General features: G+C 43.4%; 27 protein-coding genes. 18 read left to right on the top strand and 9 right to left on the bottom strand.

Going from position 1 to position 25,718, the window contains the following annotated elements:
* The first annotated feature begins 41 nt into the window (after positions 1-41).
* Together gloA2 and IGI84_RS12330 are read left to right on the top strand one after the other, a co-directional pair.
* Positions 42-419, top strand: coding sequence for an SMU1112c/YaeR family gloxylase I-like metalloprotein (gene gloA2, locus IGI84_RS12335; protein WP_220426399.1), 378 nt, complete (start codon positions 42-44; stop codon positions 417-419).
* Between the two features lie 94 nt (positions 420-513).
* The gene (locus IGI84_RS12330; protein ID WP_220426398.1) at positions 514-1,080 is read left to right on the top strand and encodes a GNAT family N-acetyltransferase; all 567 of its coding nucleotides are present in this window, start codon (positions 514-516) and stop codon (positions 1,078-1,080) included.
* 4 nt (positions 1,081-1,084) lie between these two features.
* Here the strand turns inward: IGI84_RS12330 and IGI84_RS12325 are convergent, their stop codons facing one another.
* Positions 1,085-1,606, bottom strand: coding sequence for an LURP-one-related/scramblase family protein (locus IGI84_RS12325; protein ID WP_005228514.1), 522 nt, complete (start codon positions 1,604-1,606; stop codon positions 1,085-1,087).
* Positions 1,607-1,645: 39 nt separating this feature from the next.
* Positions 1,646-2,515 carry a Cof-type HAD-IIB family hydrolase gene (locus IGI84_RS12320; RefSeq protein WP_077451942.1) on the bottom strand — a complete coding sequence of 290 codons (870 nt, stop codon included), beginning with the start codon at positions 2,513-2,515 and terminating at the stop codon, positions 1,646-1,648.
* A gap of 132 nt (positions 2,516-2,647) precedes the next feature.
* On the opposite strand from IGI84_RS12320, the gene IGI84_RS12315 reads away from it, so the two are divergent.
* From IGI84_RS12315 to IGI84_RS12295, 5 genes are all read left to right on the top strand, one after another.
* On the top strand, positions 2,648-3,337 hold the full coding sequence (locus IGI84_RS12315; RefSeq protein ID WP_220426397.1) for a uracil-DNA glycosylase: 690 nt from the start codon (positions 2,648-2,650) through the stop codon (positions 3,335-3,337).
* A 141-nt stretch (positions 3,338-3,478) separates the two neighbouring features.
* On the top strand, positions 3,479-4,462 hold the full coding sequence (gene pta, locus IGI84_RS12310; protein ID WP_005228517.1) for a phosphate acetyltransferase: 984 nt from the start codon (positions 3,479-3,481) through the stop codon (positions 4,460-4,462).
* Positions 4,463-4,676: 214 nt separating this feature from the next.
* Positions 4,677-5,150, top strand: coding sequence for a tRNA (adenosine(37)-N6)-threonylcarbamoyltransferase complex ATPase subunit type 1 TsaE (tsaE, locus tag IGI84_RS12305; protein ID WP_220426396.1), 474 nt, complete (start codon positions 4,677-4,679; stop codon positions 5,148-5,150).
* Entirely contained in the window at positions 5,143-5,667 is a 525-nt protein-coding gene (locus IGI84_RS12300; protein ID WP_220426395.1) for a GNAT family N-acetyltransferase, read from the top strand. The genes tsaE and IGI84_RS12300 overlap by 8 nt, the downstream gene beginning before the upstream one ends.
* 16 nt (positions 5,668-5,683) lie before the next feature.
* The gene (locus IGI84_RS12295; RefSeq protein ID WP_220426394.1) at positions 5,684-6,199 is read left to right on the top strand and encodes a GNAT family N-acetyltransferase; all 516 of its coding nucleotides are present in this window, start codon (positions 5,684-5,686) and stop codon (positions 6,197-6,199) included.
* Between the two features lie 75 nt (positions 6,200-6,274).
* Here the strand turns inward: IGI84_RS12295 and IGI84_RS12290 are convergent, their stop codons facing one another.
* Positions 6,275-6,808 (bottom strand): 3'-5' exonuclease, encoded by a 534-nt coding sequence (locus IGI84_RS12290; RefSeq protein ID WP_010749886.1) that lies wholly within the window; start codon positions 6,806-6,808, stop codon positions 6,275-6,277.
* Between the two features lie 84 nt (positions 6,809-6,892).
* Positions 6,893-7,645, bottom strand: a complete 753-nt coding sequence (locus IGI84_RS12285; RefSeq protein ID WP_194193373.1) for an exodeoxyribonuclease III — start codon at positions 7,643-7,645, stop codon at positions 6,893-6,895.
* Between the two features lie 222 nt (positions 7,646-7,867).
* Between IGI84_RS12285 and murB the strand changes: the two genes are divergently transcribed.
* Positions 7,868-8,752 (top strand): UDP-N-acetylmuramate dehydrogenase, encoded by an 885-nt coding sequence (murB, locus tag IGI84_RS12280; protein ID WP_370447898.1) that lies wholly within the window; start codon positions 7,868-7,870, stop codon positions 8,750-8,752.
* Positions 8,753-8,868: 116 nt separating this feature from the next.
* Positions 8,869-10,086: a hypothetical protein gene (locus IGI84_RS12275; RefSeq protein ID WP_220426393.1), complete on the top strand. Its 1,218-nt coding sequence runs from the start codon at positions 8,869-8,871 to the stop codon at positions 10,084-10,086.
* A gap of 66 nt (positions 10,087-10,152) precedes the next feature.
* Here IGI84_RS12275 and IGI84_RS12270 read toward each other — a convergent pair whose 3' ends face one another.
* The 4 genes from IGI84_RS12270 to IGI84_RS12255 are packed head-to-tail and all read right to left on the bottom strand — an operon-like array spanning position 10,153 to position 13,125.
* A complete protein-coding gene (locus tag IGI84_RS12270) occupies positions 10,153-10,797 on the bottom strand; it encodes an ECF transporter S component (RefSeq protein ID WP_005228527.1) in 645 nt (214 codons plus the stop codon).
* A 2-nt stretch (positions 10,798-10,799) separates the two neighbouring features.
* Positions 10,800-11,357 carry a phosphopantothenoylcysteine decarboxylase gene (coaC, locus tag IGI84_RS12265; RefSeq protein ID WP_008380717.1) on the bottom strand — a complete coding sequence of 186 codons (558 nt, stop codon included), beginning with the start codon at positions 11,355-11,357 and terminating at the stop codon, positions 10,800-10,802.
* Positions 11,358-11,389: 32 nt separating this feature from the next.
* Positions 11,390-12,139 (bottom strand): phosphopantothenate--cysteine ligase, encoded by a 750-nt coding sequence (gene coaB, locus IGI84_RS12260; protein WP_430600422.1) that lies wholly within the window; start codon positions 12,137-12,139, stop codon positions 11,390-11,392.
* Positions 12,136-13,125 carry an acryloyl-CoA reductase gene (locus IGI84_RS12255; protein WP_216682331.1) on the bottom strand — a complete coding sequence of 330 codons (990 nt, stop codon included), beginning with the start codon at positions 13,123-13,125 and terminating at the stop codon, positions 12,136-12,138. Before IGI84_RS12255 ends, coaB begins: the two co-directional genes overlap by 4 nt.
* Before the next feature lie 386 nt (positions 13,126-13,511).
* Between IGI84_RS12255 and IGI84_RS12250 the strand changes: the two genes are divergently transcribed.
* From IGI84_RS12250 to IGI84_RS12215, 8 genes are all read left to right on the top strand, one after another.
* Entirely contained in the window at positions 13,512-14,054 is a 543-nt protein-coding gene (locus IGI84_RS12250) for a helix-turn-helix domain-containing protein (protein WP_015510239.1), read from the top strand.
* A gap of 16 nt (positions 14,055-14,070) precedes the next feature.
* Positions 14,071-15,159, top strand: a complete 1,089-nt coding sequence (locus IGI84_RS12245) for an ABC transporter ATP-binding protein (RefSeq protein WP_016608869.1) — start codon at positions 14,071-14,073, stop codon at positions 15,157-15,159.
* A gap of 12 nt (positions 15,160-15,171) precedes the next feature.
* Positions 15,172-15,981, top strand: coding sequence for an ABC transporter permease (locus IGI84_RS12240; protein ID WP_005234157.1), 810 nt, complete (start codon positions 15,172-15,174; stop codon positions 15,979-15,981).
* The gene (locus IGI84_RS12235; RefSeq protein WP_216682329.1) at positions 15,978-16,814 is read left to right on the top strand and encodes an ABC transporter permease; all 837 of its coding nucleotides are present in this window, start codon (positions 15,978-15,980) and stop codon (positions 16,812-16,814) included. Before IGI84_RS12240 ends, IGI84_RS12235 begins: the two co-directional genes overlap by 4 nt.
* Positions 16,811-17,884 (top strand): ABC transporter substrate-binding protein, encoded by a 1,074-nt coding sequence (locus IGI84_RS12230; RefSeq protein WP_010749877.1) that lies wholly within the window; start codon positions 16,811-16,813, stop codon positions 17,882-17,884. Before IGI84_RS12235 ends, IGI84_RS12230 begins: the two co-directional genes overlap by 4 nt.
* 395 nt (positions 17,885-18,279) lie before the next feature.
* On the top strand, positions 18,280-20,046 hold the full coding sequence (locus IGI84_RS12225; protein WP_194195103.1) for a 1-deoxy-D-xylulose-5-phosphate synthase: 1,767 nt from the start codon (positions 18,280-18,282) through the stop codon (positions 20,044-20,046).
* Positions 20,047-20,337: 291 nt separating this feature from the next.
* Entirely contained in the window at positions 20,338-21,516 is a 1,179-nt protein-coding gene (locus IGI84_RS12220) for an MFS transporter (RefSeq protein WP_194195102.1), read from the top strand.
* A 127-nt stretch (positions 21,517-21,643) separates the two neighbouring features.
* Positions 21,644-22,531 carry a MurR/RpiR family transcriptional regulator gene (locus IGI84_RS12215; protein WP_430600420.1) on the top strand — a complete coding sequence of 296 codons (888 nt, stop codon included), beginning with the start codon at positions 21,644-21,646 and terminating at the stop codon, positions 22,529-22,531.
* A gap of 35 nt (positions 22,532-22,566) precedes the next feature.
* On the opposite strand, the gene IGI84_RS12210 is transcribed toward IGI84_RS12215, so the two are convergent.
* A complete protein-coding gene (locus IGI84_RS12210; protein WP_194195100.1) occupies positions 22,567-23,388 on the bottom strand; it encodes an MBL fold metallo-hydrolase in 822 nt (273 codons plus the stop codon).
* Positions 23,389-23,853: 465 nt separating this feature from the next.
* Between IGI84_RS12210 and IGI84_RS12205 the strand changes: the two genes are divergently transcribed.
* Positions 23,854-25,710: a beta-glucoside-specific PTS transporter subunit IIABC gene (locus tag IGI84_RS12205; protein WP_194195099.1), complete on the top strand. Its 1,857-nt coding sequence runs from the start codon at positions 23,854-23,856 to the stop codon at positions 25,708-25,710.
* Positions 25,711-25,718 lie beyond the last annotated feature (8 nt).

Genomic DNA, 25,718 nt, shown 5'->3' with positions numbered 1-25,718 from the left:
ATTAAACTGAGAGAGGAGTCCAATACAAAGGAGTGGCAATAATGTTTTCAAAAATGCATCATGTGGCGATCATTGCTAGTAATTACCAACAGACCAAAGAGTTTTATGTAGAGAAATTAGGCTTTGAAGTGATTCGTGAACATGCGCGCCCAGAAAAGAAAGATGTAAAAATCGACTTGCGCTTTGGGGAATCAGAAATAGAACTGTTTGTGGTGGAAAACCCACCAGCACGACCAAGTTTTCCCGAAGCAGCCGGCCTGCGGCATTTGGCCTTTGCGGTGGAAAATATTGAAGCAGTCGTAGCGGAGTTAGCCGCTAAAGGGATTGTGTGCGAACCGATTCGTTTTGATACCTTTACCAATAAGAAGATGACCTTTTTCCAAGATCCAGACGGCTTGCCCTTGGAATTGCATGAATAAATAGAGGGAACTTCAGGTAGGGCATTTTTTTGATTCAACTTGGTTTTTCTTAAAAGAATTGTTATTCTATGTATAGAAGCAAGGAGGAAAAAACGTGATAAGATTTGCAAAAGAAGAAGATCGTTTTGTCATGGCTGAACTCGTTTTAGTCATTTTAAAGGACATGGAATTGCCGTTTGTCAAAGAGATCGGAGAAGCCAAGACCTTAGAGATCTTGGCAGATGCCATGCTAGAACCCGATTATCGTTACGGCTTTCGCCGTGCGCTAGTCAATGAGATCGACGGAGAAGTTGCTGGGGTCGCCTTTGGATACCCAGACAAAGAAGAGGCGACGATCGATCAGCCTCTAGATAAAGTGCTGGAACAGTACGGTTTGAGTAAAGACATGAAGCTGTTTATCGATGAAGAGACTTTACCAAATGAATGGTACTTAGATACCATTTGTGTGGCTGAGAAATTTCGGGGCAAAGGTGTCGGCTCAGCCTTATTAGAAGCATTGCCAAAAATTGCTTCTAGAGATGGCTATGAGGTGATCGGCTTGAGTGTTGACCGAGAAAATCCCCATGCGAAGCGGCTCTATGAAAAGCACGGCTTTGAAGTCGTGGCCCAAAGAGAGATCAGTGGCCATCTTTACGACCATATGCAAAAAAGAACCAGCTGATTTTTCAGCTGGTTCCATTTGTTAGTCGAAGCTCAAGAGGATGGTCTTTTTTGCGGTGCCGATTGTACAGCCAGTAATCCATGACGGCCGCAATACAGATGCAGACCGGCGCATCCCGGTCATCGACAACATCCAGTACATAATAATCCCCCGTCAACAAGGTCGCTTTGTCCATCTCCATAATCTTTTTATTGAAATGATGGATCCCATAGCGATGATTGTAGATATCGCCATGGACTGCCCAGTGAAGCTGTTGGATATAGTAGAAATCACCTGGCCAGTTAAAGATTTTTTGCAGTGTACCGACTTTCTCAAAGTCTTTGTAGATCTCAAAGCGTGTACCAAAAGTAAAGCTGATTTGTTTGATACTAGCGACCATTTGCCCATTTAAACGGTAAAGGGAGAGGGCATCGCCCTTTGTTCCCCAACGTCCCACCATCAAAAATAGTGATTTGCCTGTTTCATCTTTGACAATGGTTCGTGTGACTCTGCTAAGTTGCCTATCTTGGATGAAAAATTCTGACATACTTACGCCTCCTCATGTATCCCCAAAAAGCTGCGTGGTTTAAAGATTTTCATCAATTGCCCGAACGATTGCTTTGCCGACACCAGCCTCAATATTGGTGTCCGTCAAATACTTCGCGGCTTCTTTTACCTCTAACTCGCCATTTCCCATTGCAAAACTAACGCCTGCCAGTTGCAGCATACTTACGTCATTTAAGTTGTCACCGATCGTCATCACTTCCGCCAGTGAGATCATCCGATCTTTGGCGACATGTGCCACTGCGATTCCTTTTTGCGCGTTTCGGTGGTTGATCTCAATATTGTTTTGTCCAGAAGAAGTCACCACTAGATCGCCGTACCCATCGATGATTTTCGTGATAGGACCCAATACCCGCGCACCATCTTGATGGAAGCAGATCACTTTCAAAAATTCTAATTCTTCGATCGAAAACAACTCACTGAAATCATCGACATAATTGATCGGTAAAAATTCTAAACGGGCTGCTGTCATAGCAATCGCCATCTTATGAGTGAGATGGGGCATTGCTTCTGCCGTATGGATCGCAAAATTTTCGATCCGACGTGTCTGACTTTCCGAATAGATCCCATTGCTCGTTGAGATCTCAAAATAGATGTCGTTTTCTTTTAGTAGGTCGATCAACGAACGAGTTTGTTCATGGCTGATCGGCACAGTAAATAATGAATTACCCGCTTCGTCATAGACTTGGGCCCCATTCAAGGTGATCATTGCACAGTCGATCCCGGCTTCTTGCAGCGGCGGCAATGCCTCTTTACGGTTACGGCCAGTTGCGACCATAAATTCGATTCCTTTGGATTGGGCATATTTGATTGCTTGGATATTTTCTTCTGAAATCTGCATACTGGCATTTAAAAGCGTACCATCCATATCAGAAGCAATTAATTTGATCATTGTCAGCGTCCTTTCTTAATCGTTTCTACAAATAGTGTACCATAAATCACGGATTTTTTTTCTTTCGAAGAGTAATTCTTGTTTCTAAGGGGAGGGATTTGTTATCCTAGAAGAAAACAAAGGAGATTCGCCATGAAACGACTATTGGACAATGATTGGCAAGAGCAATTGCAAGAATCATTTGAGCAACCCTATTACCAACAACTACGGGCTTTCTTGAAACAAGAATATGCCCAGCAAACGATCCATCCAGCGATGGATCATATTTATGAAGCACTTAAACTGACGCCATACCATGACGTAAAAGTTGTCATCTTAGGTCAAGATCCTTATCATGGCCCGCACCAAGCCCACGGACTGTCGTTTTCCGTGCAGCCGGGGGTCAAAATACCGCCTTCCTTACGCAATATTTACAAGGAATTAGCCGATGACTTAGGGATTGCACCTGTGTCCCATGGCTATCTTGTGCCATGGGCGCAACAAGGGGTCTTATTGTTGAATACCGTATTGACGGTACGTGAAGGGCAAGCCTATTCACATCATGGACGTGGCTGGGAGCAGCTGACTGATACAATCATCGAAAAATTGAATCAACGAGAAGAACCGGTCATTTTTGTACTTTGGGGCAAACCCGCCCAAAAGAAAGCCGCTTTGTTAGATACCAGCAAACATATTATTATAACAGCGCCTCATCCAAGTCCGTTATCAGCGCATCGAGGATTCTTTGGTTCGAAGCCTTTTTCTAAGATCAATCAAGCATTGCTGGCGTTAGGGGAAGAACCGATTTCCTGGGCGTTGCCAGAAAAAATAACACAGTTTTAAAACTGTGTTATTTAGAATGAGTTAATTTGTGAAAAAGGTAACGATATTTAAAATAATCGACTAATACAGGATTTTTATCTGTTCTTTTTTTCGCAGTTATTGTACAATGGAAGGGTATAAAAAAACTGGAGGTCTTTACCCGTGGAATTATTCGAAAGTTTAAAATTTAAAATCGTGCGTCGTCATATCAAAATCGTTTTTCCAGAAGCAACAGATCCTCGTATCCTAGGTGCTGCTAGCCGTTTACGTTCAGAAGAATTAATTGAACCTGTTTTGATCGGTAACCCGGTTGAAATCGAAAAAGCAGCGGAAGCTCGCGGAATCAACGTATCAAACTTTGAAATTTTAGATCCTGAAAATTATGATCGTTGGGATGAAATGGTTGAAGCTTTTGTGGAACGCCGCAACGGCAAAGCAACCAAAGAACAAGCAGAAGAAATCTTAAAAGATGTCAACTATTTCGGTACAATGTTGACTTACATGGGCATTACTGAAGGAATGGTTTCAGGAGCGATCCATTCTACGGGTGATACAGTAAGACCCGCTTTACAAATCATCAAAACAAAACCAGGTGTGAGCCGTACAAGTGGTGCTTTCTTAATGGTTCGTGGTCGTGACCAAGAAAAATACTTGTTCTCAGACTGTGCCATCAATGTAAACCCAACTGCACAAGAATTGGCAGAAATCGCTGTTGACTCAGCGAAAACCGCTGAATTATTTGAAATCGATCCAAAAGTTGCTATGTTAAGCTTCTCAACGAAAGGGTCTGCGAAAGCACCAGAAGTAGATAAAGTCGTTGAAGCAACAAAAATCGCCAAAGAATTGGCACCAGAATACCAAATCGATGGAGAATTGCAATTCGATGCTGCGTATATCTCAGCAGTTGCGCAATTGAAAGCTCCTGAATCTGAAGTAGCAGGTAAAGCAACCGTCTTTGTTTTCCCAGATTTACAATCAGGAAACATTGGCTACAAGATCGCCCAACGTTTCGGTAACTTTGAAGCGATTGGACCAATCTTACAAGGATTGAACAAACCAATCTCTGATTTGTCTCGTGGTTCAAATGAAGAAGATGTCTACAAATTATCAATCATTACTGCGGCACAAACACTAATGGAAAAATAAGCAGCCAATCGCTGCACTGATGAAAAACTGATCCCTTAAGGGTCAGTTTTTTGTTTTGCCCTTGGAAAGTTGAGGGCAGCAAAGGAGGAAGTGTGCGCAAAAGCAACGATCCAGTGATCGTCGGGGAATTTTCCCTAAGCTCCTTCTTTACAATTCCTTGAAAAACAAGCTATACTAGCAACTAGTAAATTAGATTGATCAAAGGATGGGGACTATGTTTACCATTAACGACTTAGAAGCAACCGCAGCATTTGCAAAAATCATTGGAGAGGCAGCCGAGCCAGGGGATAATCTGGTATTGACGGGCGATTTAGGTGCTGGCAAAACAACCTTGACGAAAGGCATCGCCTTGGGGCTAGGAATCGAGCAACTGATCAAAAGTCCGACCTATACGATCATTCGTGAATATACCAATGGGCGGATGCCCCTGTACCATATGGATGTCTATCGGGTGGAATACGGTGCAGAAGATTTAGGACTGGATGATTATTTTGAAGGGGATGGCTTGTGTGTGATCGAGTGGGGCAATCTCTTAGAAGCCTCCCTGCCAGAGGATTATTTAGAACTGATTTTGGAAAAAGATGATACAGATGAACAAAAACGTTTTGTGAAATGTCATGCATATGGCACCAAAGCAACCGCCTTTTTGCAACGGATCACAACCAAATGGCAGGCAGCCCATGAGTGAAATCCAATTACAGATCAAAGAAGCCGCGGGTGCTGATGCCAAAGCTGTGTTAGCAGTCAGTCAACAGCTAGGAGAAGAAACGGATTTTCTCTTAATGGACGAAAGCGGCTTGGCGTTGCCAGAAGCCTTATTGGCAGAACAGCTGGATGCTATCTATGAACGGGAGGACTATTTGCTGTTGTTGGCATTTGATCAAGAACAGTTGATCGCCATGGCATCAGTCAAAGGCAATGAAGAGTGGCAATTAGCCCATGTCGGGGAGATCGGTATCTCGATTTTAAAAGACTATTGGGGCTTGGGCTTAGGTTCACTCCTGATTGAAGAATTACTGGACTGGGTAGTAGAAGTTGGCGAATTGACCCGCATCGAATTGACCGTCCAAGCGAGAAATCTACGAGCGATCCATCTGTATCAAAAATTTGGTTTTTTAACAGAAGGCTGCATGAAAGAAGCGGTGCAAACCCGCGAGGGGCAAAAAGTTGACGTCTTGATGATGGCACGTCTTTTTGAATCATAAAAAAGGAGTGAAGGAAATGGAGTTTCGGGAACCGACGATCGCAGACTGCGATCAAATCGAAGCGTATCGGCAAGCGTTTGAGAAGAATCAAGAAGTCATCCATGGTGGGGCAGGACTTGTAGAAAGTCCGACAGCCAAAGACTGGCTAGAGGGATTGGCGGATTTTAAAACAGCAGAAACGGTACCAGAAGGATTCGTTCCCGCCCGTACCTATTTGGCTATTCAAGATCAAAAAGTGGTCGGTCTCTTGAATCTGCGTCTGACACTTAATGCGTATTTGCGCCAAATTGGCGGACACATCGGGTATTCGGTGCACCCAGATCATCGAAAGCAAGGCATCGGCTCGGCAATGCTGGCACAGTCATTGGTAAAGGCCAAACAATTTGGCTTGAACAACGTGTTAGTAACCTGTGAAGAAGCCAATCGCGCCTCCGCCAAAGTCATTGAAAACAACGGCGGTAAACTAACCGAAAAAGTCATTGATCCAGAAGATGGCGCTGTAATCTGTCATTATTGGATCGACCTGACCTGAAATGAATGCTTCCTTAAATGAAAACGTGCGTCCTAAAGTCTAGCGCAATGCTGACTTTAGGACGCACGTTCTTATTTATTTGACTAATACTAATTTTTTTAATGGATCGATGCCAAATTCTTCTTCTTGACGCAATAAGATTTGGGCACATGCCCGACTATCTTCCAAGGCATCATGGTGGTTTAGTAAAGGAATCTGTAATTGCTCACAAACCGTGTTTAATTTGTGGTTCGTAAATTCTGGATACAGTTTGCGGCTCGTTCGCACCGTGCATAAGGAAAGATAATTTGGTTGTGACAACCCATAATAATCAAGACATCCTGCCAAAACCCCAGTATCAAAACCAGCGTTATGCGCAACGATCAAACTGTTCAGTTGATAATATTGTTGGATTTGTTTCCATACGTCAGGAAACTTAGGCGCTTCTTGTACATCTTCTGGACGGATGCCATGAATTTGAATGTTTTTCCAAAAAAATTCCGTTTCCGGTTGGATCAATGTGTAATATTCGCCCACGATTTTGCTATCTTGTACCATGACTAGTGCAAGGGAACAGGCACTATGCTTTTGATAATTTGCTGTTTCAAAGTCCATTGCGATAAAATTCATCAGACTCACCTCATTGCCATTCTAGCACAAAATCAAAGAATGAAAAGCGAACAAACGTTAAGAAAAACTGAAGTTTTCTTACGGTTAGTTGAGATCCAGTTCCACCGGACAATGGTCACTGCCGATGATATCTGTATGGATCTTGGCGTCTAGCAAGCGCTCATTTAAGTCATCCGAAACGACAAAGTAATCGATGCGCCAGCCGGCATTGTTTTTGCGAGCGTTGAAACGGTAGCTCCACCAAGAATAAATGCCTTCTGCATCTGGATAGAAATAACGGAACGTATCGGTAAAGCCAGCAGCCAAAAGAGTCGAAAACTTTTCCCGTTCTTCAGGTGTGAACCCAGCATTTTTTTGATTGGTTTTCCAGTTTTTGATATCGATATTCTTATGGGCAACATTCAAATCACCACAGAGAATCACTGGCTTTTGTTGTTTCAATTCAGTCAAGTAAGCCAAAAAGGCATCTTCCCAAGTCATGCGATAATCTAAGCGGCGCAATTCATTTTGAGAATTTGGTGTGTAGCAAGTAATCAAGAAAAATTCAGGATACTCTAGTGTGATGACGCGACCTTCCGTATCATGTTCTTCGATCCCTAATCCATAACGGACGGATAGTGCAGGTTCTTTTGCGAAAATCGCTGTGCCAGAATAGCCTTTCTTCTCCGCATAATTCCAGTATTGATGATAGCCTGGTAAGTCCAATTCGATCTGACCTTCTTGCAACTTTGTTTCTTGTAAACAAAAGAAATCAGCATCGAGGGCTTCAAACACTTCAGAAAAATTTTTTTTAACGATGGCCCGTAAACCATTCACATTCCAAGAAATAAATTTCATTGAGACTCCTCCTTATTTTCCACTACGCCTCCCATTTTACCTAAAAAAGCCAGAAGCGCAAAGCAAGTGAGCGGAATGAGGAAAACAAGGAGGAATGCTTGCCTTCAAGAGGGGGGATTGGTTGAAGATCATATTCACCAGAGGTAGCAACTTTTCCTTGAACATGCTAAAATAAGTGAGATGTTTATTGTGAAAGGAAACCTTCTCGTGAATAAAGACTTGATGATTGCGCAATTCCCTGAAATTGCCTTATTAAAAGATGAACCCTTATTGAACTATACGTATACAAAAACTGGTGGACCGGCAGACATTTTGGCTTTTCCCAAAACAGCGGAAGAGGCTAAACAGCTGCTTGATTATTGCCGAGAACAAGCGATTCCTTGGATCGTCTTAGGAAATGCCAGCAACTTGATCGTCCGTGATGGTGGTATTCGTGGCGTGGTAATCATGCTATCAGAAATGAACCAAATCGTGGTGGACGGCACTTCTTTGATCGTCGATGCTGGAGCAAAGTTGATCGATACTACCTATGTCGCTTTGCATGAATCGTTGACTGGTTTTGAATTTGCCTGCGGGATTCCCGGCAGTGTCGGCGGTGCCGTCTTTATGAATGCAGGCGCCTATGATGGCGAGATCCAAGATGTCTTTGCGTCATGCGACGTTTTGCTGGCTAATGGTCAAATCGTGACTTATACCAAGGAAGAAATGGAATTTGCTTATCGTCATAGCAAATTGCAAGAGCAAAAGATGATTATTTTGAGCAGTCGCTTTGATTTAGCAAAAGGCGATCAAGAACAAATCAAAAAGCGGATGGATGAACTGACAGAATTGCGGCAATTGAAGCAACCGCTAGAATACCCCTCATGTGGGAGTGTCTTCAAACGCCCAGTCGGTCATTTTACCGGCAAGCTGATCCAAGATGCAGGCTTACAAGGATTGAAATGGGGCGGTGCCCAAATTTCGGAAAAACATGCGGGCTTTATCGTAAATGTCGATCAAGCCACTGCAACGGATTACGTTGAACTGATCGCTCATATCCAACAAGTCATCAAAGAAACTTTTGATGTCACCTTAGAAACAGAAGTCCGAATCATCGGCGAAGAATAGATTAGCGAAAAGATTGTCCCGAGGGGCAATCTTTTTTTCATGAGAGCTAATAAAAAGAGCTTAGGATTGTAAGCTTTCGCAGTCTTCGGTACAATAAACGAAAAGGAGTGAGCAGGATGAAAAAGTGGGGACGCGTCATTTTGTTTGTTGGGTTCGCCTTTCTTATCGGTGGTTGTACGAAATTACCGCAAGAACAGTTTGCCGAACAGTTGACGAATCAGCAAGCAGCGAATGCTGGTGAATTCCAAGCGACGATCGATACGTTTGAGATGGGCAACAGCAGCGATTACGGTCAAGAAGCCGATAGGTATGCCTCTATGTTGATGTCACAGTTAGTCGGCTCGTCATTTAAAGGGGACTTCGTCCAGGACAAAGAAACCAAAGCGATTTTACTCAATCTGGCAGTCGCTTATGGTGGTCAGGAGCTGCCGATCAAGCTGATCGTCGATCCAGAAAAACAAGAAGCGTATGTGTCAGCTGAAATCTATGAAACACTGCAAGGGTATATCAGCGCATTTGGTAGTGACAGTTATGGGACAAAACCAGACGCTGCGGAATATGAAGGCAAATACCTGCGCATCGATCAAGAAACCTTAGATTCTTACTTTGGCGAAGGAACTTTTGCAGAGGACGACGAGGGGACGACCGAAGCAGAAAAAGCGCCTGAAAACCTCTTTACCATGAACAGTCTTTTTCATAATGAGACATTTGCAGACTATTTGAAAACCTTTGAACCGGATGCTTTCAAAAGAGATGGAGATACGATCAGCCACACGTTTACCAAAGAAGAATTGGCAGATTATGCAACCTATGCTCAAGAACACGGCGCCGATCAAAATCAAGTCGCCGAATTAGAAGCGCTGCTGGAAGAAGTCGAGCAGTTTGACTTAGCTATGACCGTCAATACGAAAACGAATCAGCAGAAAATGGCTTTTCACTTCGTGCAAGCAGATGAGCTGCAAACCACTATCGGAGCCACGGTGACTTTTACAGGGAAGAAAAGTGATACTGCGGTTGCGATTCCCACAGCGGAAGAATTGATTGACCCAGAAGAATTGTTTACTCCCTATGATTATGGCTGGGATGACAGCTATGACGATGGGGATGAAAATGATTATGATGATGAGTACTGGGATAGCTATGATGAAGCCGATGATTGGTCTTCTTATATGCTGACGGATGAGGAGTTTGAAGAATTGCTGCTGCAAATCAAGCAAGAGCTGCCTTATTTGACCCAAGCAGATATCGATGATTATCTGACATTTTATGAAGAGTACTTGACCCAAGAGCAGTATCAAGAGCTTGTCGAAGCACTCCAAGTGCAAAGTCTATGAGTCACTCAAAAGGGAAGCGACCGCCTAAGTTAGCCAAAAAGCTAACTTTAGGCGGTCGCTATTTTTTTAGATACGATTTTTTTTGCGGTTCATGACTAAGCGCAAAAGGACGGTTCCAACTGCCATCGTGGCGATTCCCGCTACAATGGCTTCAGGTACACCTTGGGCGAAGATTACACCTAAAATCGCTGCATAGACAGCATTGCCAGCTTTCCCCACAACCTCCGCATATTCTTGCTGGAACAAGAAGTAGATCAAGTTCATTACCAGAATCGTATTCGTCAAGCCTCCAGCAACACCAGCAATCAGTAGCGAGAGACTTTGCTGTTTGTTTTTCCAGATTTTTTGACAGCCCTTATAAACAAAGTAAGGAACGACACCAATCAAAATACGGGGAATCAGCGCTACGAGGATCGCTTTCCAGCTTCCTTGATCACTCCCATAAATCGGTACGAAAGGAGAGAAGACAAAAGAAAGCGGGGTGATGATCCACGTCGAACGCACCATACTGATGATCCCAAAGGCGCCACCTAAAAAGCCGCCGATCCGAGGGCCCAATACAATGGAAGCAATGATGACAGGAATGTGCATCGTTGTCGCATTGATTGGTCCTAAGGGAATAAACCCAAGAAAGGGTACCGATGCTAAAAGAATCAAGATTCCTAAAAAGAAAGCTGTTAAGACAAGTTCAAAAGTTGATATTTTTTTCATTGTTAGACACTCCGTACTTCCAAAGCAGTCAATGCTTTTTCAAGAATCGTTTCTGTTGCTGCTAATGCGCCTCTGCCGAAATCACCGCAAGCCAGTAACGCTTCACGGGGTTCAATCTCTTGGAAGCCGACTTCTTTCAAAATCCCCAAATTTCTTTGAACAATCGGGTTTTCATACATGACGGTATTCATGGCTGGCGCAATCAAGCGGGGCACGGATAACGGCAACGCTAAGGCAACTGTTGAGATCAAATCATCGGCTAAACCATGCGCCAGCTTGCCAATACTGTTGGCACTGGCTGGGGCGAGCAAGAAAAGATCGGCTTGTTTGGCTAGTTCAATATGGTTGATCCGATCTGGTTGGCGCTCTTGCATAACATCCACATGGATCGGGCGTTTGGATAATGACTGTAACGTCAAAGGCGTAATAAATTGTGTGCTATTTTGAGTCATTAAGACATCCACTGCATAGCCCTTTTTGGTTAATTCATTGGTCAGGTCGGCTGCTTTGTATGCAGAGATACTGCCGCTGACGCCAAGCAGAACGTGTTTTTGTTTCATGATTCTTTCTCCTTTTCTAAAAAAACATCTAGCTAAGCACGCAGGTCATTGCGTAATGTGTCAACGATCAAGGTTGCAATCTCAGCTTTTGTGCGACCAGTCCCGATTTGTCCTTCTTGTGTCAAAAGGTGGCCAACATGCTGGTTTCCTGAAATTTGCGTCAAGTCGTTGGCCAACACATAGTCCGCTTGGCTAGCCAGTAAACTTTTTCGTGCGACCGCAAACAACTCGTCTTCTGCGACGTCTACTAATAATTTGAATCCGACTAATAAGGTTGTCGGCTGTAATGCTTTGATGGTTTGGATCACTTTCGGGGTTTTCTTCAACACTAAAAACAAATGATCAGTATTGGAAGAAACTTTGCCTGCCGTTGCTTCAGATTGTGCGAGCACGTGTGCTATCAATGCCGGAGTGACCTGGTTGTCATAAGTCGGTAGGGCATCGTTGATTGCTTCATAAAAGGCTGCTTCTGAAAAATGAGCAGCAGGGGTAAAATCACTAACTGCCATACTGTGGATCACGGCAGCATACGAATGGGTCGTCAATAAATCGGTCAATTGCGCCAACAAGTCCGTGGTCCCTTCAATGAAATGACAGGTAACGCGTGGATCGGACGGCGGTTGCTTGGCAGTTTTCGTCGTAACGTAATCGATGGTCACCTCAGGGGACTGCAGCCATTCCTTGGCAATCGCTTGACCAAGTGAACCCGTGGAATGATTCGTAATTGCACGGACATCATCGATTTTTTCAGAAGTACCGCCAGCCGTAATCAAAATTCTCATTGCCCTTGTGACACCTCAACGATCGTTCGTCCCTGGTGCGTGCCAGCTAATAAAGCTGCCAACGTTTCTGGCAAGTCTTCCAAAGTGATGGCTTTCGTGTAAAGCTGATCGATCACATTCCACTCACCCGCTAATTTCTCCCATAATGCCGTGCGGATCTCATGGGAAACATTGACTGAATCGATCCCAATTACGCGAATCCCACGCAAAATAAAGGGTAAGACAGTCGTTTCGATTTTGATTCCACCAGCATTGCCGCATAAGAAGGCACCGCCCCCATAAGCGATTTGCGGAAGCACTGCCGCAAGCAATGGACCGCCAACAGTATCGATGACCGCTGCAAACGATTGTTTTGCTAATGGTTTGACCTTTTCGGGTACCACTTCATCAGGACTGACGATTTTTGCTGCGCCTAGGTCCAACAACCATTGCGCATCGGTTTTCCGAGATAGCGCCACTATATTTGTATAGCCCAGTTTTTTCAATAAAGCAATGCTGACACTGCCGACGCCACCGCTCGCACCTGTCACCAAAATAGCAGCGTCTTTTGCTAAGTGCAGCTGTTCTAATTCTTGCACCGCTAAAGCTGCTGTGAACCCAGCAGTGCCATAAGTCATACTGTCTTTTGCTGAAAAACCAGCAGAACGTTTCACGAGCCACTCGGCTGGGACCCGTTGAAATTGACTGTAACCGCCTGGGTGAGAAACCCCTAAGCCATAGCCAGTCACTAAGACTTGGTCGCCTGGGGCAAAATCAGCAGACTGACTGTCCACGACTTCCCCTGCTAAATCGATTCCCGGCGTCATCGGATACGTGCGGATCACCCCGCCATTTTCTTTTGCTGCCAAGGCATCTTTGTAATTGACATCTGAGTAATCAACCCGGACAAGCACATCGCCTGCTAGCAGCTCGTCAAGGGTTGCAGTTGTGAGTGAAGCAGTAAAATTTGGTTCATTCATGACACGAAAGGTAGAGAAATTCGTCATTTCAGACACTCCTTTGATGGTTTGTACTCATAATACCATAAGTTTTATTTTTTTAACCAGTGAAGCAAGAAAAGGCAGGGCTTCTTATCAAAAAATCAGTAAAAACAGATCATTATTAAATCTACCTTTTCTTCGTTAAAATAGAAGTTGTTCTTTTAAACCTGTGAAAAGCGAAAATGACGGGACCGCCAATCCTTTCCTTTATAGCACAAGCGTTTAGCGTCACTCCTTTTTTTGAGCAGCAAGAAAAGAATTCAAAGAAATGCAGAAAAAAGGCTTGTGTTTTTTGCAATTATTTGTATACTAGAAAAAGTGAAATTAAACATGAAGTTTACTTATAGCAAACTTTTTTACTTACAGTTGTGTCAATAAAAGGGGGAATGAACATGGAGATTGGCGAGAAGCTGCGCAATTTGCGCGTTCAAAAGAATTTGACCCAAGAAGAATTAGGCGAGCGGACCGATTTGACGAAAGGCTATATCTCACAGTTGGAACGTGATTTGAGTTCGCCTTCTATGGAAACTTTTTTTACGATCTTAGAAGTTTTAGGCGTGACACCAGAGGAATTTTTCCGAGAAGAAAATGCGCAGCATCAAGTGGTTTATCGCGAAGAAGACAGCACGCTCTATTATGATGAAGAAAATGGCTATGAATTGAAGTGGCTGATTCCCGATTCCAATGAAAAAGAAATGGAGCCCGTCTTGCTGACTTTTGATAAAGCGGGCGAATACAAGACCTTTGAACCATCGTTAGCAGAAACATTTATCTATGTCTTAGAGGGCAGTGTGGCGTTGACACTTGGAGAAACGCAGTACAAGGCTCGTAAAGGCCAATCGATTTATTATCAGGCGACTGAGCCGCATCAATTAAAAAATATTGCGGGCAAAAAAAGCCGTGTGCTTGTAGTCGTGACAGATTCTTATTTATAGTACAGGAGGAAAGAGTGTGGGAAAAACAATAATTTCATTCAACAATGTGGTGAAGCGATTTGATGATGATGAAACAGTTTTGAAAAAAGTGAGTTTTGATATTGAAGAAGGTCGCTTTTATACATTGTTAGGTCCTTCAGGTTGTGGAAAAACAACTATTTTACGTATCATTGCGGGTTTTTCGGACGCAACAGAAGGCGACGTTTATTTTGACGGACAAAGAATCAATGACGTTCCTGCCAATCAACGGCAAGTGAATACTGTCTTTCAAGATTATGCCTTATTCCCACATATGAACGTTTTTGAAAATGTGGCATTTGGTCTGCGAATCAAAAAATTACCAAAAGATGAAGTGAATAAAAAAGTCTTAGAAGCGTTACGGTTAGTACAACTTCCTGGTTATGAGAATCGTGAAATCAGCGAAATGTCAGGAGGTCAACGCCAACGGGTCGCAATCGCACGAGCGATCGTCAATGAACCCAAAGTATTGCTTCTTGATGAACCATTGTCCGCATTGGACTTGAAATTGCGAACTGACATGCAATACGAGCTGCGGGAATTGCAGCAGCGACTAGGCATCACCTTTATTTTTGTCACCCATGACCAAGAAGAAGCGTTGGCCATGAGTGATGAGATTTTCGTTATGAACAAAGGGAAGATCGTCCAAAGCGGCACACCAGTGGATATCTACGATGAACCAATCAACCATTTCGTGGCGGATTTTGTCGGTGAAAGCAACATCGTCACAGGCACGATGATCGAAGACAACTTAGTGGAGTTTGTCGGCAAGCAATTTGAATGTGTCGATGGCGGGATGCGGCCGAATGAAGCCGTTGAGATCGTGATTCGTCCAGAAGATTTGAATTTGACGACGGCAGAAAATGGCAAGCTGGTCGTTGAAGTAGACACGCAATTGTTCCGAGGCGTGCATTACGAGATCATTTGTTATGACGAACAAGGCAACGAATGGATGGTTCACTCTACAAGAAAAGCTACTGAAGGAAGCAAGATCGGGCTTTCCTTTGAACCAGAAGATATCCACGTCATGCGTTTCAATGAGTCCGAAGAAGATTTTGATGCTCGTTTAGAGAGCTACGAAGATTAGGAGGGAAAGCTAATGACGAAAATGCGTCGTTTTTATGCGATACCCTATGTCTTTTGGTTATTGCTATTTGTTATTGCACCAGTCTTATTGATCATCTACCAATCCTTTTTTGATATGAACGGCAACTTTTCGCTGGTCAACTATCAAAGCTACTTGGGTTCTGGCAAATATTTGATCATGACCTTAAACTCGGTTTGGTATGCCTTTTTGATCACCTTGATTACCTTAGTGATCAGCTACCCGACAGCCTATTTCTTAACTAAGCTGCGTCACAAAGATTTGTGGCTGCTGCTGATCATCTTACCGACGTGGGTCAACTTATTGTTAAAAGCCTATGCGTTTATTGGGATTTTCGGCATTCATGGCAGTGTCAACAACTTCCTAGAAATCATGGGTGTTGGACCAAAGCAGATTTTGTTTACCGACTTCAGCTTTTTGACGGTTGCCGTCTATATCGAACTGCCCTTTATGATCATGCCGATTTTTAATGCCTTAGAAGAAATGAATCCCTCTTTGATCAGTGCCAGTCGCGATTTAGGGGCAAACAGCTATGATACTTTCCGACGAGTGATTTTCCCTCTGTCGTTAAACGGTGTGAAAAGCGGCGTCCAAGCCGTCTTCATTCCGTCGCTCTCCCTCTTCATGTTGACCCGTTTGATTGGGGGCAATCGCGTGATCACGCTTGGTACAGCGATCGAGCAGCATTTTCTCGTTACCCAAAACTGGGGCATGGGTTCGACCATCGGGGTCATTTTGATCATCGCCATGTTCCTCGTGATGTTGTTTACGGGAGAAAAGAAAAAAGGAGGGCAACGTAAATGAAAAAATTTCGCTGGTCGAATCTTTATCTGATCGTCGTCTTTATTCTTTTGTACGTGCCGATCTTTTATTTGATTTTCTATTCCTTCAATGAAGGAGGCACCATGAATACTTTTACGGGTTTCACTTTTGAGCATTACCAATCCGTCTTTCAAGATACCCGCTTGATGATCATCGTGTTGAACACCTTTATGCTGGCATTTTTATCAGCATTACTGGCAACGATCATCGGCACATTTGGTGCGATGGGCATCTACTATACCCGCAAACGCCGAACGAGAACGGCATTGTTGAGTTTGAATAATATTTTGCTGGTTTCACCAGATGTCATCATTGGTGCCAGCTTCTTGATTTTCTTTACGATGATCGGCAACTTGTTCCGTGGGTTTAGCTTAGGCTTTTTCAGCGTATTGCTTTCGCATATCGCTTTTAGTATCCCGATCGTGGTCTTGATGGTCTTGCCGAAACTGCAAGAGATGAACGATTCAATGATCGATGCTGCCCGTGATTTAGGCGCGAATAATTTTCAAGTCATTAAAAATATCATTTTGCCTTTCTTGACGCCGGGCATCATCGCCGGCTATTTCATGGCATTTACTTATTCACTCGATGATTTTGCCGTGACATTCTTTGTGACAGGCAATGGCTTTAGTACCTTATCGGTAGAGATCTATTCTAGAGCACGTCAAGGAATCAGTTTAGAAATCAATGCATTAAGCACACTTGTCTTCTTATTCTCCATGATCCTGGTGGTAGGCTATTACTTTATCAGTAAAGAAAACGGCGCGAAAAAGTTGCGTAAAAACCGCCGTGTGGAGGTGGCAAATCTGCGATGAAACGACTACAATCTCTGATTATCGGTATTGTTGCGATCGTCCTGATCTTGCTCTTTGGTGTCCGTGAATTGGAACGCTCCTCTGGTATGGCAGGCGCTGAGGTCGTCAACATCTACAACTGGGGCGACTACATCGACCCTGATTTGATCAGTAAGTTTGAAGAAGAGACAGGCTACAAGGTCAACTATGAAACCTTTGACTCAAATGAAGCGATGTTCACGAAGATCCAACAAGGCGGTACGTCTTATGACATCGCCATACCGAGTGAATACATGATTGAGAAAATGATGGAACAAAATCTTTTAAAACCATTGGATCACAGTAAAATCAAAGGGTTAGACAATATCGACCCTCGCTTTTTGGACCTGAGTTTTGATCCAGGCAATCAATATTCCATCCCTTATTTCTGGGGAACACTGGGGATCGTCTATAACGATAAATTCTTTGATGAAGGTGAGATCACCCAATGGGACGATCTTTGGAAACCCGAATTAGCAAATAGCATCATGCTGATCGATGGCGCGCGTGAAGTAATGGGATTAGGTTTGGACAGCTTAGGCTATTCTCTAAACAGCAAAGACGATGATCAGCTGCAAGAGGCATTCAATAAGCTGCGGACCATGACCCCAAATATCAAAGCCATCGTCGCAGATGAAATCAAGATGTACATGGCCAATGAAGAAGCATCGGTTGCGGTCACATTTTCTGGGGAAGCAGCCGACATGATGTACGAAAACGAGCACATTCATTATGTGATCCCTTCAGAAGGCTCCAACTTGTGGTTCGATAATATGGTCATTCCTAAGACCTCACAAAACGAAGCCGGCGCTTATGCCTTCTTGAACTTTATGCTGGAACCCGAGAACGCTGCACAAAACGCAGAATACATCGGCTATTCCACGCCTAACCAAGAAGCCATGGCATTACTGCCAGACGAGATCACCGAAGACGAACAATTCTATCCATCCGATGAATTGATGGAACACCTCGAAGTCTATGAAAACTTAGGTGCTGAGTATCTTGGCATCTATAATGATTTGTTCTTGGAATTGAAGATGTATCGGAAATAAGCAAACTGCCATTAAGCAGGGAATGGATCCTGTTTAATGGCAGTTTTTTTTAATTTACTATGACATATCAAAGGAACCTCAAGGAATATGTATTAGAAAAAATCAGCCTCACTTTGTTCAAAATGTTTCAAAAAGTGCTTGACCTAAAGTCAACTCTAGGTGGTATCTTTTTAGATAGAAGAAATGAGCAGCGATTGTTGAAACTCAGAAAAATCACGATTTCCCTTTAGGATAACTTGCTATTTCTTGGTTTAACAGGAATTTAAAAAAGAGCGTCCATCTCCGATTGCCGCTTTTTTTCATTCTAGAAAACGATCAACTCATTTCGACTTCGTGTCTTTTTCCTTGTGAGTAAACACACGAACCATTCAAACATTTCTACAGGAGGTACGTACATGTTATTAGAAAAAATCAAAAGCCCCAAAGAGTTAAAAGAATTGACCAGTGGGCAACTTCAAGAACTGGTAGTAGAAGCACGAACTGCTTTATTGGAAAAAATCAGTCACCATGGGGGGCACAATGGCCCCAATCTGGGGATGGTTGAGATGACGATCGCGTTGCATAAAGTCTTTGATTCCCCCACCGATAAGCTGATTTTTGATGTGTCTCATCAGACCTATATCCATAAAATGTTGACGGGACGCGCCCATGCCTTTCTTGATGCTACGCAGTATGATGCGGTTTCTGGTTACACGAATCCGAAAGAAAGCGAGCACGATCTCTTTACGGTCGGTCATACCTCCACCTCAGTTTCGTTGGCAAATGGTGTGGCGAAAGCCCGTGACCTAAAAAATGAAACGTATAACGTCGTTGCCGTCATTGGCGATGGTTCTCTATCAGGTGGCTTAGCGTTTGAAGGCTTGAACAATATTGTGGAATTAGGCACCAATACCATCGTGATCCTCAACGACAATGACCAATCAATCGCAGAAAACCATGGGGGGATGTATCAGAATTTGCGGGCATTGCGGGAAACCAAGGGGCAAGCAGCAGATAATCTGTTCAAAGCGATTGGTTTTGAGTACCACTATTTAGATGACGGAAATGACCTCGCTGCCTTGATCGCTTTATTTGAAAAAGTGAAAGACATTGATCATCCTGTTTTATTACACATTCATACGATCAAAGGCAAAGGCTTCAAGTTTGCGGAAGAAAATCGTGAAAAGTTTCATGCAGGCGGTCCTTTTAGTTTAGAAACAGGCGAATATATTTCTGCTGGCGGCAATCAAGTAACCTACAACAGCTTAACAACGGATTATTTATTAGAAAAAATGGCGTCAGATCCTAAAGTCGTGGCAGTAAACGCTGGTACACCGATGCTGCTTTTTTCTCCAGAACAACGAGAAAAAGTAGGCAATCAATTTGTAGATGTAGGTATTGCAGAAGAACATGCGGTATCGATGGTTGCTGGGTTAGCAAAAAATGGCGCGAAACCTATCTGGGCCGTTTTTTCTACCTTTATGCAACGTAGTTTTGACCAAATTTCCCATGATTTGGCCTTAAATCATCTGCCTGGAACGATTCTGGTATATGGTGCATCGATTCACGGCATGAATGACGAGAGCCATTTGGGAATTTTTGATATTCCATTTTTGGCACATATTCCCAACCTTATTTATCTTGCGCCAACCTCTAAAGAAGAATATCTGGCAATGTTGGATTGGTCGCTGGAACAAACCAACGCACCAGTTGTGATCCGGGTACCGGTTGGACCTGTCAACGAAACGGCAGTGGCAGTCTCTACTGACTATAGCGATCAAAAAAATGAGGTGACTCAAGCTGGCACGCAGGTAGCCATCGTCGGTGTTGGAAACTTTTATGCGCTAGCAGAAGAGATCGCAGAACAATTGAAAATGCAACATGGAATTACGCCAACGGTGATCAATCCTAAGTTTATTTCAGAGGTCGACAAAGAGTTGCTGGATGCTGTGGCACGATCGCACAAACTCGTTGTCACGTTGGAAGACGGCATACGAGAGGGCGGCTATGGACAAATGATTGCCAGCTATCTTGGTGATCGTGAGATTGCCGTCAAAAACTATGGCTTAGAAAAGAAATTTTATGATAATTACCGGGCAGCAGACGTTTTATCTGAACTTGGTATCACTGCTGAGGCAATTACGAAAGACGTTATGGAACAGTTACAGCAATCAATTCACTAAGGCGTTTTTGAGTAATTACAGTCGATTTATGAAAAGAAGGAAACCTAGCAGAAAACATACTGCAAGGTTTCCTTTTTTTAGACAAACATAAATGAGTTCCAGCAATCGCCATAGAAACCTAGCAAAATACAGAAGACCAATGCTTTTCAAGCATAAAGCCCAAGCGCGTTAAGCATTGGTCAACGAGGTTAATCTAGCGAATAATAAGGTAGTGAAAGGATCACTTTGTCATCTTGGACTATTGGGTTCAGATACAAGGAAGAAAAGGTGTTTTTAAGGAAAGGGGTATTTATGAAATTTTTTTCTATGAAGTTGCTGGCACTACTATCGGTGGCAATGGTCGTCTATTCGGCACCGGCGATTTCTGCCAATGTTCCAGCGATTGCGGCAAGCTTTCCAGAAGTTGAAGCGGTCTACATTGGGTTACTGACCACAATTCCGTCATTGTTTCTTTTACTGGGGATTTTTACTACCAGCATGATCGAAAAAAGGATCGGCAAAAAATACACGATGGTCACCGGCTTGGTCATTGTGGCAGTTTTTGGCACGCTGCCGGCATGGTATCAGGGGAGCTTTCCCGTCTTGTTTCTTTCTCGAGGGATTCTTGGCTTCGGGATCGGCTTATTCAATCGTTTGGCGATTCAAATGATTAGTTTGCTGTTTCAAAATGAGCCGCAAAAGAAAGCCAAAGCCCTTGGATTAGAAAGTGCCGTCGGTGGTTTAGGTGGTATCTTTATGACTTTGCTGGTTGGGCAGCTAGTGAAAATCAGTTGGGAAATGTCCTTCTTGGTTTATGGCTTTGCCCTGATCAGTCTCTTCTTTGTCCAGCTATTTATTCCAAACGAAACACAGGCTGTGACTAATGAGATGTTATTGGCGAACGTCACGGTTTCAAAAGAACGGAAACAGCGATCATTCATTCTGGGTGTGCTCTTGTTTCTAATCGTTGTCTTGTTTATCAATTACAATTTACAGATCACACCATTGTTATTGGAAAAAGGAATCGGGGACGCCACCGAAGGCAGTAACATGATCGCCGCCATTGCGACGGGGGCATTTATCGCCGGCAATGCCTTTGGCTTGATATACAGTCGCCTACATCGCTGGTTGCTGCCCATTGCGGCATTGCTTGCAGGAAGCAGCATCTATTTGACCTATCCCTTGCAGACAGTGGGGCTACTCTTGGGTTGTTCTTTATTATTAGGCTTTGCCTTTCGCAGCATCATGCCTTTTTTCACCCACTTGCTGACGACTGGTGGTGAAGCGGAAGCTAAGTTTGGCACGATCGTCTCGATCGTTGCTTACAATTTAGGGGTCACGTTAGCGCCTTATGCATCACGCTTGCTGATACTAGTCAGCGGCAGTGAAACAGCAGGGATGCAGATGATTCTATCAGGGGGCTTGTTGTGCTTGATTGGTGTCCTAGCTTTTTTGGGAAATAAATACTTTCTGTATTTTGAACGAGGATAGGCGAAAGCTAGCTTGATCCTCGTTTTCCGTCTTCATTTCATCCTTCTCATCGCTTATAATAAAAAGAAACAATGATGAGTTGAGCGCACTAGACAAACTGCCAGCGTCAATCAGAGGGGAGAACCAGATGTATCTTTTTCAAAAAATTGAAGAAGCAGCGTTTAAACAAAATGACGCGAGACGAACGATCGGTGACTTTTTATTAAGCAATCGAGAAAAAGTTAGTGAGTATAGCATGGAAGAAATCGCAAAACTGACCCATACCTCCAAGCCGACGCTGGTCCGTTTTGCAAAATATTTTGGCTTTTCTGGTTGGAAAGAATTTGTATATGCCTTCATGCACGAATTGGCTCATTTTGATGATGGCTCAGCAACGATCGATGTGAATATCCCTTTTGGTGAGACGGCAGACACATTAGAAATCATTGAAAACTTGGCGAACTTGCGCATACAGACGATTAAAGAAACAGCTTCACTTATGACAGTGAAAGACCTGAATCAAGCCGCTCGGCTCATCAATGGAGCTCAAACCATTGTCATCTATGGGCGTAGTCCAAATTCGTATTTCGGGCAGCTGTTTAAACGCAACTTAAACACGATTCATAAAAAAGCCTTTGTTGCGGATACGGACGAAGCGAGCTTGATTTCTAATACGCTGACCCCACAGGATTGTGCCATTCTTATCTCTTATTCTGGTAATAATTCAGAAACGTATCCTATGAAAAATGTGAAAACATTGTTGAAAAATGGTGTGCCGATTATCAGTATTACGAGTGGTGGAGAGAACTATTTGCGGGACTATTCGACGATCGTCTTGACGATTGCTAGCCGAGAAAAACTGTATTCTAAAATCGGAAATTTTTCCACAGAAGAATCGATTCAATTCCTTTTGACAGTTTTGTTTGCTAAGATTTTTTCCCTCGATTATCAGGAAAATATCCAAATGAAAATCACCAATGCTCGTTTTTTAGAGACGAGCCGAAAAACGACGTTTAAAGAGATGGCAGAAGAATAAAAGGACCGCACCGAACATGGTGTGGTCCTTTTTCCCTATTGTACATTGTTGGAAGTGGTTAATTTCAATTCAATCGGCTCACCGGCAGCGACAAGACGAATCCGCTTTGGATTGACGATCCGATCGTACAAAGCTTCAGGATCCCCATTAAAGGCATCGATATGCGGAGCATCCACTGTTCCCCAATGGGAGAGGATCAATTCAGCATGCGGATAGGTGTTTGCCAGCTTGACGGCATTCTCAAAGCCGATGTGCCACGCGTTGTCGTTAAAGTCAAACAAGATCGCATCTGGCTGAGGCATCTCTAATTGCTCTGGTAAAAGACGAGAATCGCCAGGAATCCACAAGGAACCATCCGGGGTATCGATCCAAAAGCCACAATAGTCCTCAATTTGGAAGACACGATCAAATTTTTTCGTTTCATTTTGCCAAAGGTGATACGCCTTTGTTAAAGAAATCGTCAAATTCTTCACGGTGAATGAATCGTAGATTTCGTGGCCTTGGGCAGCAACTTGAAAGTGCTCTTGCATAAGTTCGGCAACATATTTGGGTCCATGGAAGCTATCGGTAACCGGGACTAATTTTTCAATCGTCGGAATGCCGTAGTGATCATTATCTGAATGGGTGATCAATACCGCATCTAAGTGAGGGACTGCCGCCGGTTTGATTGGCAGATCGATCAGTAACGGCAGGTCAAATCCTTCTAAGACCGGATCGACCATGATACAAGTACCACGGCTGTTTAGAAGAATACCGGAGTTTCCTAACCAGCGAATGATCGTTTGATCCGTTTTTTGAAAAGCGTCTTCATGAAAAAAAATCGTTTTTGGAGGCATTGCTTGTTTCGCATTTGTCATTTTCCATCGTTCCCTTCGCCTGTTTTTTATAAAGCCAACGTAAAATAGCCGTTCATAACCGGCTAGATCAAATCGGTGATTCAGTAAGGATTGCTTCAATGGTCGGGGGAAGAAGCAGTGGTTTGGTCCGTTGTTGCGGGATCATCGGGGTGTTCATTTTGGTTGGTAGATCCATTACGTTTAAAGGCCTATTATGATCGCAGTAAATCAAAAGTAACACAATCATCTAGTAAATTATATCATTGTTTCTAGTGGCTTCGTCAAGGCGATGTTTGGTCTTTTAATGGAATAAATTTCGAAAAAAGAGCGGTATTTAATGAAAAGGTGAAATCCATTTCGACTTTAGGAAAATGTGTTGGAACCGCTCTCTAAAAATGGTACATTGCTGGCAGAAAGAACAGTATGTTTTACCGGTGAGCACATACAACATAGATTTTCTTTGAAATTTATCTAGGGGTGGAATGTATGAGTGAAAATTATCAATCATTAGCAAAAAAAATCGTCCAGTATCTGGGGGGACAAGAAAATATCACGGATGCCTATCATTGTCAAACACGATTACGCTTTAAAGTCAAAGATGAAAAGTGTATAGATCAAGGAGAACTAGAGGCACTCGATGGGGTTGCCAAATACATCAATAACGCAGGGGTACATCAAGTCGTGATTGGAACACATGTCAAAGATGTCTATGAAGAAGTCACAAAATTGGTTTCGCTTCAATCATCAGGGACGTCAGAGCCTGGGGAGAAAAAAGGGCCGGCAGCTGCAGTGATCGATTTTGTGGCAGGAACGTTTCAACCAATTATTCCGGCATTGTCCGGTGCTGGAATGGTTAAGGCAGTTTTGGCTTTGTTGATCGTCTTTGATGTGATCACCGCTGATTCGCAAACCTATTACATGCTGAATCTTTTTGCAGATGGTGTTTTCTTCTTCTTACCAATGATCCTGGCCTTCACTGTGGCACAAAAATTGCGATGCAATCCGATTTTAGCGGCTTCAGTGGCTGCTATGATGATGCATCCTAATTGGGGTGCCTTGGTCACAGCAGGCGAACCCGTTCACTTTTTTGGGGTTATTCCTTTTACATTAGCAAACTATACGGGATCAGTTATTCCGATCCTGATCGTGATTTTTTTCCAATCGTATGTCGAAAAGTTTTTGAACAAAGTGATTCCAAAATCAGTAGAACTGGTTTTTGTTCCAATGCTAACATTTTTGATAATGGGTACATTAGCCTTCTCGCTATTTGGACCGATCGGTAGTATCTTGGGTGGCTATTTGGCAACTTTCTTTACCTTCTTAAGTGTCCATGCTAGCTGGGTTCCAGCGGTTTTGATTGGGGGCTTTTTACCAATCATGGTGATGTTTGGTTTGCACAATGGGATTGCTCCTTTAGGGGTGATGCAAATGGCAGAACTTGGGTATGACAGTATTTTTGGTCCAGGGGCATTAGTCTCAAACATAGCTCAAGCAACCGCAGTAGCAATTGTCGCATTGCGTACGAAAGAGAAAAAGACTAAGCAGTTGGCGGTATCAGGGGCGATTACTGCCTACATGGGGATTACTGAACCCGCTTTATATGGAATCAATTTGCCAAAAAAATATCCGTTAGTTGCGGCAATGATCGGTGGGGCTTCTGGTGGTTTGTATGCTGGCTTAACCAATACGCATCGCTTTGCGACCGGTTCGTCTGGTCTCCCAGCAGTCTTACTATATATCGGTGATGATACGATGCGCTATTTTTGGAATATCATTATTGCATTGGTGATTGCAGCTGTGGTGAGTGCGGTCGTTACCTATGTCTTAAGTTTCAAATATGAAACAAAAGTGACAATTGATGTTCCGGAGATGAAAGCAGTAGTCTTAGAAGATACCCAATTGATCAATCCTGTACCAGGAACCGTGATGCCACTGAATCAAGTCAAAGATGACGCATTTGCTTCTGAAGCACTCGGAAAAGGATTCGCGGTCGATGAACCCATCGGTGAAGTCATTGCGCCTTTTGATGGAAAAGTCGCTGCTGTTTTTCCTACCAAACACGCGATTGGCTTGGTTTCAGACACGGGAATTGAATTGTTGATCCATGTCGGTTTAGACACAGTGGAACTAAATGGTCAGTATTTTGATGCGTTAGTAGAAGCAGAGCAAAAAGTTACAAAAGGGCAGCGATTGTTGACGTTTGATGTACAGCAGATAAAAGCTGCAGGATATGTCACACAAGTACCGATCATCGTTACCAATACACCACAATATACCGCAGTCGAACTTTTGAAAGAAGGATTGGTAGCTAAAGAAGAGGAAGTACTTGTAGTCAAAGTTTAGGAGGAAAT

It is taken from the genome of Enterococcus sp. DIV0008, assembly GCF_050542615.1.
GTDB classification, from domain to species: domain Bacteria; phylum Bacillota; class Bacilli; order Lactobacillales; family Enterococcaceae; genus Enterococcus_D; species Enterococcus_D innesii.
This window is presented reverse-complemented; position numbering and strand designations above follow the sequence as displayed.